The following is a 15,106-nucleotide window of genomic DNA, read 5'->3' as shown; positions in this document are numbered from 1 at the left end:
GCCCCCCCGCTTCCCCCATGCAGATACCGACGACGAATTCCCGCTCCCGCCGACTGTTTGTGCAATCCCTGTGCGCCTCGGGCGCGGGCCTGATGGTCCCGGCCTGGGCCGCTGCGGCCTCCGGGGAATCCCCCTGGCCGCATGACAGCCGCGTGCCCGGTGGCGTGGCCCGCCTGTCGCTGGGGCCATCGGCCCAGCGGCCCCAGGTGCTGGCCGGCGACGTGCCCGTGCTGGTGGTGGGCGACATGATCGAATGGACGGCCGTGGTCGGCATTGCGCTGTCGGTGGCGCCCGGCACGCATGGCGTGACGGTGAAGGGCGAAGGCGCACCGCGCACCCTGCCCTACGAAGTGCGCGACAAGAAATACACCGAGCAGCGCCTGAAGGTCTCGCCCAAGACCGTGGACCTGTCACCCGAGGACGATGCCCGCTACCAGCGTGAACGCGCCCACCAGCAGACCATCATGGCGCTGTTCACCGAGCCGCCCGCACGCCCTGGCGACCTGCGCATGCGCCAGCCCGTGCCGGGTCGCCGCAGCAGCAGCTTCGGCCTGCGCCGCGTGTTCAACGGCCAGCCGCGCAATCCGCACAGCGGCATGGACATCGCGGCAGCCACGGGCACCAACGTCGTCGCGCCGCTGCCGGGCAAGGTGGTGGATGTGGGCGACTATTTCTTCAACGGCGGCACCGTGTGGCTGGACCACGGCGGCGGCTTGCTGAGCATGTACTGCCATCTGAGCAGCGTGCAGTGTAAGCTGGGCGATCAGCTGGACACGGGAGATGCCTTTTGCAAGGTGGGCGCCACGGGCCGTGTCACCGGCCCACACCTGCACTGGGGCGTGATGCTCAACCGCGCCATGGTGGACCCGGCGCTGTTCCTGGCGGCGTGAACCGGTCCGGCGCCCGCCGGCGTCAGTGGTTGGCCGAGGGAATGGTGTTCTGCGGCGCCACCGGCGTGGGCACGGCGATGGATTCACGGTCCTGCGCCAGGTAGCGCGACACCAGCTCGAAGAAGCTGTCGTAGAAACCGCTCTTCGCAATCGTCTCGCTTCCCACCTTGACCATGGAGTCGCTGCCCGAGGAGAACGGCAGCGACACCGACCCCAGCGCGCCCACGCCCAGGCTGGCCGAGTTGGCGCTCTTCTTCAAGGTATAGCGGTCCTGCAGCGCCGTGACAAAGCCGATGCTGACCTGGCCATCGGCCGTCTCGGGCACGCAGACCACGCGGATGTTCATCTGCAGGTTCAGTTCGGGGTCGGGCTGGAAGCTCTTGCTGCCCTCTATGAGTTCGGCCGTGCGCGCCATGGCGATGTAGCCCTGGCTCAGCAGCGCGCGGCGCGCGGCCTCGCAGGTCTGGGCCGGCGAAGCATCGAACATGCGCGAGAAGGTCTCGGTGGAGCCGAAGCTCTCCTGCACGGGCACATGCTGGGGAATGGTCGAGCCGCAGCCCGCAAGCATTGCAATGATGGCCAAAGCTCCCGCGTAGCGCATGCCACGCACCCTGTTTGCTGCACTCCAACGTCGATACACGAACCTGCTCCTTGCTCCGGCGCCGCAGCCTGCGGATGGCATGGCGGCTGGCCGCCTATTCTCACCTGAGCGCAACGCATCGGCCGGCAACTTTGCAGCAATCCGTTTTTTCCGCCTGCATCAAATAGATGCAAAGGAATGTGAATAGCGCCCCGTTCTGACAGGCGCCGCCGCGCATCTGCGTTATGGTGCCCCGGTTCGGCCAGGGGCCGGCGCGGCACATGCCGCGCCAGGGCTGCCACCAGCCCGCCGCGCCTGAGCCTGTCTCCGTACCCATCAACCAAGGAATTCAACATGAAGCCAAGCTGGACCTGGTGCCTGCCCGTGATCGTCACCATGGGGCTCGGCGCCTGCAGCCATATCGACAAGGGTGGCAACGCCGAAGAAGGCGCCAAGACCCAGGCGTCGGCCCCTGCCGGCCCACCCGGTGATGCCCAATCGCTGACCGCCTACCACTGGAATCTTCGCCAGGCCTTCACGCCCCAGGGCACCGAAGACCAGAGCTGGTTCCTGACCGCCGCCTCGCGCAAGCGGCCCCTGCAACTGGAATTCGCCGACCAGCGCCTGGCCGTCAAGAACCTGTGCAACGTGGTGACCACGGGCTACCGCACCGAAGGCAACCGCATCGCCACCCAACGCGCCGCCAGCACGCTGATGGCCTGCGATGACGACCAACTGATGGCGCTGGAGCAAAAGGTGGCCCGCATCCTGCCCACGGCCAAGCAATGGTCCGTGCAACTGGGCGAAGGCAAGCAGCCTGCGCGCCTGACGCTCACCTTCATCGATGGCACGCGCTGGCAGTTCGACGGCTCGCCCACCGCCCAGACCCAGTACGGCAGCGCCGGCGAGCGCATCTTCCTGGAAGTGGCACCCCAGCGCACGGCCTGCAATCACCCGCTGATCAAGGACTTCCAGTGCCTGCGCGTGCGCGAAATCCGCTACGGCGACAACGGCGTGAAGACCTCCACCGGCGAGTGGGAGAACTTCTACAGCGAGATCGAGGGCTACAAGCACGAACCCGGCATCCGCAACGTGCTGCGCATCCAGCGCTACAAGCGCCAGAACGTGCCCGCCGATGCATCGGCCTACGCCTATGTGCTGGACATGGTGGTCGAGAGCGAGCGCGTGGGCCGCTGAGCGCGCCTGCCTCCCAACAGCCCTGAAGGCCTGCATTGCGCAGGCCTTTTTTTTTCGGAAGGAGACGGCCTGGGCCAGCCCATGTCCGGGAATCTACTGGTTTGACACCCGTCAATCGGGACGACAACATGATTGCCACGGCCGAGACCTCTCTCGTGCCCAACCTCAGCAATAACTGCTGACTCATATCGGCTATGAAAGCCCCTGACATGCGCCTACGGCGCCGTCGGGGGCTTTTTGCTTTTTGGAGCCTGCATGTCTTCTACGGAAAGTCTTCCTGACTCGCGCCCGCCGTCCACGGTATCCCAGGTATCCCCTAGGCCCCCGCTTGCGGTGGCCAGCATCCAGATGGAGCCTCGCGTGGGGCGCAAGGGCGAAAACCTTGCGCACTCGGTGGATCTGATTGAGCGCGCCGCCGCCCAGGGCGCCAACCTCGTGGTGCTGCCCGAGCTGGCCAACACCGGCTATGTCTTTGCCAGCCGCGCCGAGGCACTTGCGCTGGCGGAGTCCGTCCCGGACGGCTCCTGCACCCAGGTCTGGATGGATGTGGCGCGGCGCTGCAATGTGCACATCGTTGCCGGCATTGCCGAGCGCGCGGGCGACCGTCTCTACAACACCGCCGTGGTCCTGGGTCCCCAGGGATACCTGGGCACCTACCGCAAGCTGCACCTGTGGGGAGACGAGAACGTGTTCTTCGAGCCCGGGGACCGGGGCCTGCCCGTGTTCGACACCGAATGGGGGCGTCTGGGCGTGCTGATCTGCTATGACGGCTGGTTTCCCGAAACCTATCGCCTGCTGGCAATGCAGGACGTGGACATCGTGGCCATGCCGACCAACTGGGTCCCCATGGGAGGCCAGCCCGCAGACCGGCCGGCCATGGCCAATACGCTGGCCATGGCAAATGCACACAGCAACGCGTTGAGCATCGTCTGCGCCTGCCGCACCGGCACGGAGCGCGGCCAGCCCTTCATAGGCCAAAGCCTGATCGTAGGCGCCGAAGGCTGGCCGCTGGCCGGCCCCGCTTCGGTGCATGCCGAGGAGATCCTGCACGCATCGATCGACCTGGAGGACGCGCGCCGCAAGCGCCGGTTGAGCGCCTTCAACCATGTGCTGGGCGACCGCAGGACCGACATCTACGACGCCATGCTGGGCACGGGATGGCCGCGCCCGCAGCCCTGAGTCCTTTCCATCCATCCCCCTCTTTTTTGGAGCCATTTGCATGAAATCGCTCACATCCATTGCACGCCGCACTGCGGCCCTGGCTATCGCGCCCTTGCTGGCATGGCAGGTACACGCCGCCGAGCCCCTGCGCATCGGCGTGGCGGTCGGACTTTCAGGCGCCAACAGCGTCGTGGCCCCGGCCGTGGTGCAGGCTTCGCAACTGGCCGTGGAGGAGATCAATGCGGCCGGCGGCATCCTGGGGCGCAAGGTCGAACTGGAGATTGCCGACGACGCCTCGGGCGCCGTGGGCGCGCAAAAGGCCTTCGACACCCTGGTGTTCCAGAAGAAGGTCAGCGCGGTGATCGCCATGGAAACCAGCGCCGCGCGCAACGCGGCGCTGCCCGTGATCAACCGGGGCAAGCTCCCCTATATCTACACGTCGTTCTACGAAGGCCGTTCGTGCAATCCCTGGATGTACGTCAACGGCTGGGTGCCCGAGCAGCAGGTGGCGCCCATGGTGGATTTCCTCGCCAAGAACCGCAATGCCAAGAACTTCTTTCTGGTGGGCAATGACTATGCGTTCGGCCGCGGCATGCTGACATTCACGCGCAAGTACATAGAGCAGCAGGGCGGTAAGGTGGTGGGTGAGGAATATCTGCCCATCGATGGCAGCGACTGGACTTCGGTGCTGTCCAAGCTCCGGTCGGCAAAGGCCGACGCCCTGATCAGCGCCACGGCAGGCGGCGCCCCCAATGTGTCCCTGGCCAAGCAACTCAAAGCGGCTGGCCTGTCGCTGCCCTACGGCAACCTGGCCGTCGACGAGGGAACGGCCAGGACCATGGGCACCGATGCGCAGGGGATGCTCCTGTCGGCCTCGTACCTGACCGGCATAGACACGCCGGAGAACAAACGTTTCATGCAGGCCATGCAAAAGAAGTTCGGAGCGGAAATGAAAACGCCGAACGAGCTGTCCGAACCGCAGTACGAAGCCTTCCATCTGTTCAAGGCGGCGGTGGAGAAGGCCGGCTCCACGGACGCGGCGCTGGTGATCAGGGCGCTGGCGGAGGTGTCCTTCAATGGCCCGCGCGGCGTCATCCAGATGAGCCGCAGCCGGCACACGCCGCTGGCCATGCGCCTGGGCCAGGTCCAGGCCGACGGGACGGTCAAGGTGCTGGAGACTTTCGAGAAGGTGGACCCCGGCATGCAGTGCCCGAACCTCAAGTGACGGGCAGCCCCCCTTCCACCGCAACCCTGCAAGGAGGCACCATGGTGCTGCTACTGGATTTGCTGACCACGGCGAGCATGCTGTTCATCGTCACGGTCGGGCTGATGATGATTTTCGGGGTGATGAAAATCGTCAACTTCGCGCATGGCGCCCTGCTCACGCTGGGCGGCTATGCCAGCTACGTGGTGACCCGGCTGCAGATCGATCCCTGGCTGGGCTGGCCGCTGGCCTTCGTCACGGGCGTGGCGGCGGGCATGCTGGTGGAGCGGCTGATCGTCAGGCCGCTGTACCGGCGGCCGCTCGATGCCATTTTGGCCACCTGGGGCCTGGGCATCGTCATCGGCCAGTTGATCATGATGGCGTTCGGCCGCGAGGTGCAGTTCGTCAGCGCCCCGCTGTCCGGAACCTGGCAGCTCCTGGGGTGGACTACTCGGCCTACCGGCTCCTGCTGGTGCCCGTCGCGCTGCTCATGTGCCTGCTGCTGGCGGGCCTGCTCAATGCCACGGACTTCGGTGTCAGGACGCGCGCCGTGATCATGAATGAGGACCTCGCCAGCAGCCTGGGCATCCATTCGGGACGGGTGCGCTTCATCACGTTCAGCCTCGGCGCCGGCCTGGGCACCCTGGCCGGCGCCATGATCACGCCGCTGTCCAGCGTGGACCCGAACATGGGCCTGTCCTGGCTGGTCAGCGCCTTCATGCTGGTCATGGTTTCCGGCCATTCCATGGGCGGCCTGCTGCTGACCTGTGCGGTGTTCGGCACGGCCCAGGTGCTGGTCAGCACCTATGCCAACCCGGTCCTTGGCGGCCTGACCATCGCCGTTCTTGCCGCCGTCACGCTGCGCATCCGCCCACGGGGGTTCTCCCATGGCTGAAGCACGCATACCTGGCAGCGCCGTGCTGCCCGCCCGCACCGCATCAGCGCCCTGGCTGCGTCCCACGGCAGTCCTGGCCACACTGGCCGTGCTGGCGTTCGCGGCAGGGCCCTGGATTTTCGACAGCTATCTGCAGAACATTCTCGTCAAGGCCTTTTTCTTCGCCATCGTGGCCGTGACCGTGGACATTCTCTGGGGCCATACGGGCTATCTGACCTTCGGGCAGTCAGCGTTCTTCGGCATGGGCGCCTATGCGGCCGGCCTGGTCTTCACATACATGGGGCCGGGTCCGGCCTCGGCCCTGCTGGCCATGGGGCTGGCGGTGGCTGCCTGCGCCGTCGTGGCGGCCCTGGTGGGCTGGCTGTCTTTTTACCGGGGAGCTTCCCCGTTCTTTGCCACGGTGATCTCGCTGGTGCTGCCCATAGTGCTGACGCAGTTGCTGCTGTCCGGCGGCGAGTGGACGGGGTCCAGTTCGGGCCTGACGGGCTACGAGAGCTTCGATCTGTCCATGCAGGCCTGGTACGGCATCGCAATGGGCGCGCTGGCAATGGCAGGCGGCCTGGGCTGGATGCTGGTGCGCAGCGACGCCGGCCGGGTGCTGTCGGCCATCCGCGACAACGAGGTGCGCTGCACCTACCTGGGCATCGATACATCGATCGTCAAGATCCTCCTGCTGGTGGCCATGGCGGCCGTCGCGGGCCTGGCCGGATTCGGGTACGGCTCCTTCAGCGGCGTGGTGGCGCCCGAGCTGGCGGGCTTTGCGCTGGGTACCGAGTTCATCATCTGGGTGGCGCTGGGCGGCAGGGGCACGCTGTGGGGCCCTCTGGCCGGCGCGGTGCTGATCAATGTGGCCTCCGCCTATCTGGGCAGCAGCATGCCGTTTGCCTGGCAACTCATCCTGGGGGCGGCCTTCGTCGTCGTGATCGTGCTGCTTCCGCAAGGCCTGATGCCCCTGCTGCTCAAGCCCTTCAGGACCGGCCAGGACGCTGAGGACCCGCCTCTTTTGCAGGAGCGCGCCCCGCGGGAGATGGACGGCATGCCGGACGGGGAGGACAGGCTGCAGAAAGCGGCCATCCACATGCAGGGTGTGGCCAGGCACTACGGTGCACTGAAGGTGCTGCAGGGCATTGATCTGGAGGCCCATGCCGGGGAGCTGGTGGGGCTGATCGGGCCGAACGGCGCCGGCAAGACGACGCTGATGCGCTGCATGAGCGACGGCGCCGAGCGCAGCGCGGGGACGATACGGCTGTGCGGCCATGACATTGGGCGCCAGCCTCCCGAGGCCTGCGTGCGCTTCGGGCTGGGGCGCAAGTTCCAGAACGCCAATATCTTCGAATCGCTGACCGTGGCCGAGTGCCTGCGCATTGCAGGAACGCGGCTTGAGCGGCCTTCGCTGGTGCGTCGCGATGGCGCGCTGCGCCTGCCGCCCTATGCCCTGCATGTGGTGCGCATGACGGCGCTGGAGCACAAGCTCGGCCACGTGGCGCGCGACCTGTCCCACGGCGAGCAGCAGGCGCTTGAACTGGCCATGGTGCTGGCGCTGGAGCCGCGCGTGGTGCTGCTGGACGAGCCCACAGCCGGGCTGACCCAAACCGAGCGCACGCAGATCGGCGAAGTCCTGGCCTCGCTGGCCGGGCGCTACCGGCTGTGCTGCCTGCTGGTCGAGCATGACCTGGACTTCGTGGAGCAGATCGCCACGCGTGTCGTGGTGCTGCACCAGGGAAGCATCGCCATGCAGGGCAGTTTCCGCGAGGTGGTGGACTCGCCCCTGGTCAGGACGATTTACTCGGGCAGTGCCCACGGGCACAAGGAGGCGGCATGAATTCCACCGTGCTGGCACTGGACGGTGTCACCAGCGGCTACCGGGGCTCGGTCGTCCTGCGCAATCTGTCGTTGGCCATAGGCCAGGGCGAAGCCGTCGCACTGCTGGGCAAGAACGGCATGGGCAAGAGCACGCTGCTCAAGACCATCATGGGTTTTCTGCCCAAGAAGACGGGGGCCGTGCGCCTGCATGGCGAGGACATCACGCGCATGGCACCCCACCGCATCGCCCGGCGTGGCATGGCCTACGCGGCACAGGAGCATGCGCTGTTTGCCGACCTCAGCATCCGCGACAACCTGCGGCTGGGACTGGCGCAGCAGGCCTTGTTTCCGGAGCGCCTGGCCGCCGTGGAGCCCCTGTTTCCGCTGTTCGGCAGCCGGCTGCAGCAACCTGCGGGCACGCTGTCGGGCGGAGAGCAGAAGATGCTGCTGCTGGCCAGGGCGCTGATGATGCGCCCCTCGGTGATCGTGCTCGACGAAATCACGGAGGGACTGCAGCCCTCGGTGATCGAGCGGCTGGCCCAGGCCCTGGCCCAGGAGCGCCAGCGCCATGGCACGGCGATGCTGATCGTGGAGCAGAACGTGCCGTTTGCGCTGCAGGTGGCGGACCGGTACGCGATCCTCAAGCAAGGCGAGCTGATCGACGAGGGGCCGGCCCGTGCAGTTGGTGCGGTCGAGGCGGTGTTCGGGCATCTGCGGGTCTGACCCTTGCCAACACGGAGCAAGCACCATGCCTTATGCCCCCGCATTCTTACCCGCATCCGCCGAAGCTTCGTGTCTTGCTGCCCGTCCGGCAGGACCGCAGGCACTGGACGCGTATCCCGCGACCAGGAATCTCCAACCCGTGAAAGCCTCTCCATGACCCACGAAACCCAGATGGACGATGGCTGGCGCATCGGCGTGCTGTTCTCGCGCTCCGGCCCCACGGGGGTGACGGAGTCCGAGCACTTCCTCGGCACTGCCCTGGCCATCGAGGAAATCAACCAGCTCGGCGGCGTTCTGAGCCGGCCGCTGATCCCCGTGGCCTACGACCCCAGGGGCGATGCGACGGAGTATCGCCAGCTCGCAACGCGGCTGCTGCTGGAAGATGAGGTCAACGTGATCTTCGGCTGTTCGCGCTCTTCCAGCCGCAAGGCGGTGCTTCCGGTGATAGAGCGCAACAACGCACTGCTGTGGTATTGCTCGTTCTATGAGGGCTTCGAGTACTCGCCCAACGTGATCTACACGGGGGCCGTGCCCAACCAGAACAATGTGCCACTGGCCGCCTACCTGCTGCAGAACCGGGGCCGCAAGCTGTTTTTCGTGGGCGCCGACTACATCTACCCCCGCGAGTCCAACCGAATCATGCGAGACCTGGTGGAGCAGCACGGCGGCGAGGTGCTCGACGAGGTCTATCTGCCGCTGGAGGCCAGCCGCGCCGAAGTGGAGGAAGTCCTGGCCGACATACAGGCCGCCCAGCCCGACGCGGTGTTCTCCACCATGGTCGGCCAGTCTGCGCGGCTGCTCTACCAGCTGTACCGCGACTTCGGTCTCGATCCCCTGCGCACGCCCATTGCGAGCCTGTCCATGGTGGAAGAGGAGATACGCCAGATAGGCCCGTTGCTGTGCGAGGGACATATCACGGCAGCCACCTACTTCGGCTCGGTGGCCAGCGAGAGCAACCGGCGCTTCATCGCGCTGTGGCGCTCGCGCTTCGGAGATCGCCCCACCAGCATGTGGTCCGAGCTGGCCTACGCCCAGATCCATCTGTTCGCCCAGGCGCTACAGCGCTCGGGCAGCCTGGACCGGCGCAAGCTGGTCGAGGCGGCGCACCGGGTCCGGTTCGAGGCCCCCGAAGGACCGATCACGGTGGACCCGGAGAATAACCACTGCAGCCTGACGCCCCGCATAGGCATCTGCCGCAGCGACGGGCAGTTCGATATCGTCTGGGAAGCCATGGAGCCGGTCAGGCCCGATCCCTACTTTTCCACCTTCGGGTTTTCCGAGTTCTGGCTGAGGTGAGACCATGAGTTCCAGCCTGCGACGCCTGTACGAAGACCTGCGCAGCATCTGCGTCGCCGTCGTCCATCCTCCCGGGGAAGACCGCGACATCATCGTGGAGCAGCTGCAGCGCATCGGGTGCCGGCTGCGCATCGTCTGGCCGCTGCCGCCCGAGCCGCCTTCGGGCGCCGATGTCATCTTTTTCCAGGTGACCCAGGACCTGGAGGCCAGTTCGGGTTGGAATGCCGGCACCGTGGACGCGGCGCTGGTCGCCCTGTCGGACTACGAAAGCCCCACCACCCTGAAGCTGCTGCTGGACACCCAGGCCCATGGCGTGATCACCAAGCCATTCCGCTCCTCGGGCATTCTCAGCACGCTGGTGCTGGCCAGGTCGGCCCAGGGGTTCCAGCAGCGGCTGCAGGGCAAGATCGACAAGCTCGAATCCACCATCAAGTCGCGCCGCCAGATCGAGAAGGCCATCCGCGTGCTCGTGGACCACCAGCAGATGACGGAGGAGCAGGCCTATGTGCACATGCGCGAGCGCGCCACCGGCCTGCGGGTGACCGTGGCCGAAGTGTCGGCCATGGTGCTGGAGACCCATGAGGCCATGGAGAAGCTGGGCTTCGCCAAGGCACCCGGGCCGGCGCGGCGGCGGTGATGCCTTCGGCTCACAGCACCGGGCTCAGCATTGCCAGCAGGTTGTTCCAGATGCGGCGGCCCCAGTGCCAGGCGTGGACCTGGGCGGCCGTGATGCGGTCGGACTGGCGGATGTACTCGCCCTGGCGCTGGCGGATGGCGCGGGTCACGGCCTCGTCCTGCAGCAGCACGTTGTTCTCGAAGTTCAGGTCGAAGCTGCGCAGGTCCAGGTTGGTGGAGCCCACGAGGGCCACCTGCCCGTCCACGCACAGGGTCTTGGCATGCAGCAGGCCGGGGCGGAATTCATGGAGGATGACGCCGGCCCGCAGCAGGTAGCGGTAGGTGCTGCGGCTGGCCGCGCCCACGATCCAGGAATCGTTGCGCGCCGGCAGGATGAGCGTGACCTGCACGCCGCGCCAGGCGGCGGCGCACAGGGCCTCCAGCACGGTGGCATCGGGGATGAAATAGGGTGTGGAGATCACCACTTCGCGCCGCGCACTGGCCAGCAGGGTGGACACCAGCTGCGAGGTGGAGCGCGGCCGCTCGGCCGGGCCTTCGGCAATGACGACGGCGGCAAAGCCTTCGGCGGGCATGTCGGCCGGCCCCGCTTCGGGTTGGGCGGCCAGGGGCATGGACAGTCCATGGTCTGCGCTGCGCGCCTGCGCCCAGTCGCTGGCAAAGACCTGCTGCATCTGCGCCACCACCGGGCCTTGCAGGCGCAGCATGATATCGACCCAGGGCGCGTAGCGGGCCTTCACGGCGAAGGCCTCGTCCGCGCAGTTCTGGCTGCCGCAATAGGTGATGGCACCATCGATCACGGTGATCTTGCGGTGGTTGCGCAGGTCCAGCCGGCTGGTGAACATCACCCTGAACGGGTGGCTGGCCGGCAGGGCAACGGCCAGTTGCACGCCGGCCTGCGCCATCTGCTGCCAGAGGTCGGAGCGCAGCAGCGCGCGCGAGCCCAGCCCGTCCACCATGGCGCGGCAGACCACGCCACGCCGGGCCGCGCGCACCAGCGCCTGGGCCACGGCCGTTCCCGTGTCATCGGCCAGCCAGATGTAGTAGAGCACGTTGATCTCGTGCCGGGCGGCCTCCATGTCGGCCAGCATGCGGGCGCGGGCCTGGGCACCATCGGCCATGAGCTGCGCGGCATGGCCCGGCTGTACGGGAAAGCGGTTGATGGACGCCGCATAGCCAAAGGCCGCCTGCCATTGCGGCGCGATGCCCGCCACCGGCACGCCGCTGCCCGTGACCGGGGCGCCGGGCGCAAAGTCCTGCACCTTGCGGTACCGGGCCCGGCCTCGGCGGCGCAGCGTCACCTCGCCAAACAGGTAGTACAGCGCGCAGCTCGCATAGGGGAGCAGCACGATGACGGTGAGCCAGCCCATGCGCACGTCGGGCCGCACATCGTCGCGCAGCAGGATGCGCAGGCCAAAGCCTGCAATGAGCAGCAGATGCAATGCAAGAAACAGCCAGGTCATGCAGCCAGCATAGCCGGGGGCCCTGCGGACGGGATTCGGCGGAAGGGATGTTTCACGGCGGCAAACCTGGATCTGCGCGCGGCCGGCCTCGCCTCAGGCACTGCACCGGAATTCCATGCACCCGCCAATACTTGGATTCAACGATAGTACACACCCACATTCCAGAAACTTTTCCGCTGCATGACGAAAATGACCGCAGCGTGACGGTTATGCCCAGCGACTGTGGGCCTGCCTGTGGACAAGCTTCGGGACAACCCTGCATTGCCGCGCCAGCCATGGGTTTGCCGCAGGCGCTGAAAAAACAGGCAGATCGCGCAGATGCCGCAATGTTTCACGCGGCCGGGCTGCGCCGTGCAGGCGGGCGCCTCAACGGAAGCGGAAACGGCCTTCGACGAACATGGAGGAGCGGTGCCCACCCTCGCTGGCCGGGTCGGCAAACGACCAGAATGCCTGCACCGTGCCCTGGGCCGTGTCGATGACCTGGCTGACGGTGAAGCCCGTTTTCTCGATCCAGTTGAGGAAGTGCAGGCTGTCGCTGACCTGCAGGTAGCTGAGCCGTTCGCAGCCATCGGATACATGGCCCAGGGAATCGACCACATGCCAGACCATCTGGCCTTGCGGCGTGTACCGCACATCAGCCTTGCTGTCGGGGAAGTCGATGACCGCTTCGCGCCCGATCAAGGTGCCGGCGTATTGCATGGACAACATGGACATGGTGTGTTGCTCCTCTGATGCGGGGTTCTGGCCTGACCCGTGATGGCATATTCTCGCGCCGCGCCGCGGGTGTTTGTGGGAGCAGACCGCATGCCTTCGTCGGCAGCGTGGAGCGGGCACAACGGCCAGCAAGGCGCCGGCATTTCGCAGATACTGCGCGTGCTCCTCCACGGATATCCGATCTTGCCCTCCTCCCCGCTTCCCCCCTCATCGGCCGACAGCCCCGCTGCCGGCCTGCGCAGCAGCGCCTTCGTCCCCTTCGTCATGGCGCGCATGCTGTCCATGTTCGCCCAGCAGATGCAGGCGGTGGTCGTGGCCTGGCAGGTGTATGACCTGACGCGCGACCCCATGTCCCTGGCCTACGTGGGACTGGCCCAGTTCCTGCCCATGCTGGCGCTGCTGATTCCGGCAGGCGACCTCAGCGACCGCATGAGCCGCAAGCGCCTGCTGTCTGGCAGCTGGGCCGTGGCCGCCCTGTGCTCCCTGCTGCTGCTGTGGCTGTCCTGGCACGAGGGCGCGGCCGCGCACGATGTGCACTGGATCTATGCCGTGCTGGTGCTGTTCGGCTGCAGCCGCGCCTTCACGGGGCCGGCCCTGCAAAGCCTGCTGCCGCAGATCGTGCCGCGCGAGCAGCTGGCCCAGGCGCTGGCCACCAACAGCATGCTGATGCGCACGGCCGCCATTGCGGCGCCTGTGCTGGGCGGAGTGCTCTACGCCTGGGGCGGCGCCGTGCTGACCTATGCGGTCTGCGGCGTCTCCCTGGTGCTGGCCGTGCTGCTGCTGGGCACGGTGCCCGTGCGCTTTGCCGGGGCCATGGCGCCGGCGGGCGGCTCGCTGTGGCAGCGCTTTGGCGAAGGCATCCATTTCATCCGCACGCGCCCCATCATCCTGGGCACGATTTCGCTGGACCTGTTCGCCGTGCTGCTGGGCGGCGTGGTGGCCCTGCTGCCCGTGTATGCGCACGAGGTGCTCAAGGTCGGCCCCGAAGGCCTGGGCCTGCTGCGCTCGTCCATGACCGTGGGCGAGGTGGCCATGGGCCTGTGGCTGTCGGCCCGTCCCATCCAGCGCCATGTGGGCCGCGTGATGTTCGCCGCCGTGGCCATCTTCGGCGTGGCCAATCTGGTGTTTGCGCTGTCGCACTGGTTCTGGCTGTCCATGGCCGCCCTGATGCTGGCCGGCGCGGCCGACATGGTGAGCGTGTACATCCGCTCGGCCCTGGTGCAGTTTTCCACGCCCGACTCCATGCGCGGGCGCGTGAACGCGGTGAACATGCTGTTCATCGGCTCGTCCAACGAACTGGGCGAGTTCCGCGCCGGCACCAGCGCCGCCTGGCTGGGCGCCGTGCCGGCTGCCGTGGTGGGCAGCCTGTGCACGCTGGGCGTGGTCGGCAGCTGGATGACCCTGTTCAAGCCGCTGCGTGATGTGGACCGGCTGGAAGACGCGGCCCGCGTGGGCCAGGGCTAAAGCAGCTCGGCCCGCAGCTGCTGCGCACTCCTGGGCGACAGCAGGCCGGGCGCCACGTCAAACACGGTCTTGCAGCCCGTCTGCCCCGACTGCTGCAGCCTGTGCACGGCGCGCGCATAGGCCACGAGCACGCTGGCCGTGAATTCCGGATTGCTGTCCAGCTGCAGGCGGTATTCGATGGAGTGGTGCAGCCCCTGTGAGCTGCGGCCGCTGCGGATGACAAATCCGCCATGCGGCATGGCCGCATGGTCACGGGCAAGTTCCTCGGCGCTGATGAAATGCACCGTGGTGTCGTATTCGTCGAAGTAATGCGGCATGCCGACGATGGCCTGGCGCACGCCATCGGCATCGGCCCCCTGCTCCAGCACCACAAAGCACTCGCGCCGGTGGCGCTCGCGCGCAGACAGTTCGGGCCGCACGCCGCTGCGCACGCGCTGCACGGCCTCGTCCACGGGAATGGTGTACTGCACACCGCCGGCCACGCCGGGAATGCGGCGGATGGCGTCCGAGTGCCCCTGGCTCAGGCCCTTGCCCCAGAAGGTGTAGGTGGCGCCATCGGGCAGCAGGGCCTCGCCCATGAGGCGTTGCAGGGAGAACATGCCCGGGTCCCAGCCCGCCGAGATCAGCGCCGTGGTGCCGGCTGCGCGGGCGGCGGCATCCACCCGGTCGAAATGCTCGGGAATGCGCGCATGGGTGTCGAAGCTGTCCACCAGGCTGAAATGCGCGGCCAGCGCGGGCGACTGCTGCGGCAGGTCGTCCTTGGAGCCGCCGCACAGCACCAGCACGTCGATGCCGGCGCGATGGGCCAGCAGGCTGTCCATGCCGTGCACGGGCGTGCCGGGCTGCAGCGGACACAGCCGGGCCGGATCACGGCGGGTGTAGATGCCGGCCAGCACCATGTCGGGGTTGCGGGCAATGGCGGCCTCCACGCCACGGCCCAGGTTGCCGTGGCCGACGATGGCGATGCGGATGGGAGCGGTGCTGCGATGGTCCATGCGGTGTGGTGCGTTTGAGAGGGTTTCAGAAACTCCGGTTCACGCGGCGGCGCAGAACCAGGCGCGATCTTGCATCGCCATCACGCCG

The 15,106-nt window shown here is 67.1% G+C and carries 13 protein-coding genes and 1 pseudogene; 10 read left to right on the top strand and 4 right to left on the bottom strand.

Annotated features, from left to right (window positions below; genetic code table 11):
- Positions 1-17 precede the first annotated feature (17 nt).
- Entirely contained in the window at positions 18-890 is an 873-nt protein-coding gene (locus CLV01_RS11865) for a peptidoglycan DD-metalloendopeptidase family protein (protein WP_099735176.1), read from the top strand.
- Between the two features lie 22 nt (positions 891-912).
- Here the strand turns inward: CLV01_RS11865 and CLV01_RS11860 are convergent, their stop codons facing one another.
- Entirely contained in the window at positions 913-1,491 is a 579-nt protein-coding gene (locus tag CLV01_RS11860; RefSeq protein ID WP_013803394.1) for a DUF2242 domain-containing protein, read from the bottom strand.
- Positions 1,492-1,824: 333 nt separating this feature from the next.
- On the opposite strand from CLV01_RS11860, the gene CLV01_RS11855 reads away from it, so the two are divergent.
- From CLV01_RS11855 to CLV01_RS11820, 8 genes and pseudogenes are all read left to right on the top strand, one after another.
- Positions 1,825-2,667, top strand: coding sequence for an META and DUF4377 domain-containing protein (locus CLV01_RS11855; protein WP_013803395.1), 843 nt, complete (start codon positions 1,825-1,827; stop codon positions 2,665-2,667).
- Positions 2,668-3,015: 348 nt separating this feature from the next.
- Positions 3,016-3,846 (top strand): nitrilase family protein, encoded by an 831-nt coding sequence (locus tag CLV01_RS11850; RefSeq protein WP_065347363.1) that lies wholly within the window; start codon positions 3,016-3,018, stop codon positions 3,844-3,846.
- Positions 3,847-3,886: 40 nt separating this feature from the next.
- A complete protein-coding gene (locus tag CLV01_RS11845; RefSeq protein ID WP_065347364.1) occupies positions 3,887-5,053 on the top strand; it encodes a substrate-binding protein in 1,167 nt (388 codons plus the stop codon).
- A 41-nt stretch (positions 5,054-5,094) separates the two neighbouring features.
- Positions 5,095-5,927: pseudogene (locus CLV01_RS11840) on the top strand (branched-chain amino acid ABC transporter permease).
- Positions 5,920-7,749, top strand: a complete 1,830-nt coding sequence (locus tag CLV01_RS11835; protein WP_099734230.1) for a branched-chain amino acid ABC transporter ATP-binding protein/permease — start codon at positions 5,920-5,922, stop codon at positions 7,747-7,749. Before CLV01_RS11840 ends, CLV01_RS11835 begins: the two are co-directional and overlap by 8 nt.
- The gene (locus CLV01_RS11830) at positions 7,746-8,453 is read left to right on the top strand and encodes a branched-chain amino acid ABC transporter ATP-binding protein (protein WP_065347366.1); all 708 of its coding nucleotides are present in this window, start codon (positions 7,746-7,748) and stop codon (positions 8,451-8,453) included. The genes CLV01_RS11835 and CLV01_RS11830 overlap by 4 nt, the downstream gene beginning before the upstream one ends.
- A gap of 153 nt (positions 8,454-8,606) precedes the next feature.
- The gene (locus tag CLV01_RS11825; RefSeq protein WP_065347367.1) at positions 8,607-9,749 is read left to right on the top strand and encodes a transporter substrate-binding domain-containing protein; all 1,143 of its coding nucleotides are present in this window, start codon (positions 8,607-8,609) and stop codon (positions 9,747-9,749) included.
- A 4-nt stretch (positions 9,750-9,753) separates the two neighbouring features.
- The gene (locus CLV01_RS11820; protein ID WP_175403295.1) at positions 9,754-10,386 is read left to right on the top strand and encodes an ANTAR domain-containing response regulator; all 633 of its coding nucleotides are present in this window, start codon (positions 9,754-9,756) and stop codon (positions 10,384-10,386) included.
- A 10-nt stretch (positions 10,387-10,396) separates the two neighbouring features.
- On the opposite strand, the gene cls is transcribed toward CLV01_RS11820, so the two are convergent.
- Both cls and CLV01_RS11810 read right to left on the bottom strand, forming a co-directional pair.
- Positions 10,397-11,845, bottom strand: a complete 1,449-nt coding sequence (gene cls / locus CLV01_RS11815) for a cardiolipin synthase (protein WP_099734231.1) — start codon at positions 11,843-11,845, stop codon at positions 10,397-10,399.
- A gap of 366 nt (positions 11,846-12,211) precedes the next feature.
- A complete protein-coding gene (locus tag CLV01_RS11810) occupies positions 12,212-12,559 on the bottom strand; it encodes a MoaF-related domain-containing protein (RefSeq protein ID WP_012204400.1) in 348 nt (115 codons plus the stop codon).
- Positions 12,560-12,649: 90 nt separating this feature from the next.
- On the opposite strand from CLV01_RS11810, the gene CLV01_RS11805 reads away from it, so the two are divergent.
- Positions 12,650-14,023: an MFS transporter gene (locus CLV01_RS11805; RefSeq protein WP_099734232.1), complete on the top strand. Its 1,374-nt coding sequence runs from the start codon at positions 12,650-12,652 to the stop codon at positions 14,021-14,023.
- Here CLV01_RS11805 and CLV01_RS11800 read toward each other — a convergent pair.
- The gene (locus CLV01_RS11800; protein WP_099734233.1) at positions 14,020-15,018 is read right to left on the bottom strand and encodes a diaminopimelate dehydrogenase; all 999 of its coding nucleotides are present in this window, start codon (positions 15,016-15,018) and stop codon (positions 14,020-14,022) included. The two genes, CLV01_RS11805 and CLV01_RS11800, sit on opposite strands and share 4 nt — an antisense overlap.
- Positions 15,019-15,106 lie beyond the last annotated feature (88 nt).

It is taken from the genome of Delftia sp. 60 (assembly GCF_002754395.1).
Lineage (GTDB): Bacteria > Pseudomonadota > Gammaproteobacteria > Burkholderiales > Burkholderiaceae_C > Comamonas > Comamonas acidovorans.
The sequence above is the reverse complement of the archived record's forward strand: the minus strand, read 5'-3'. Positions and strand labels throughout refer to the sequence as shown.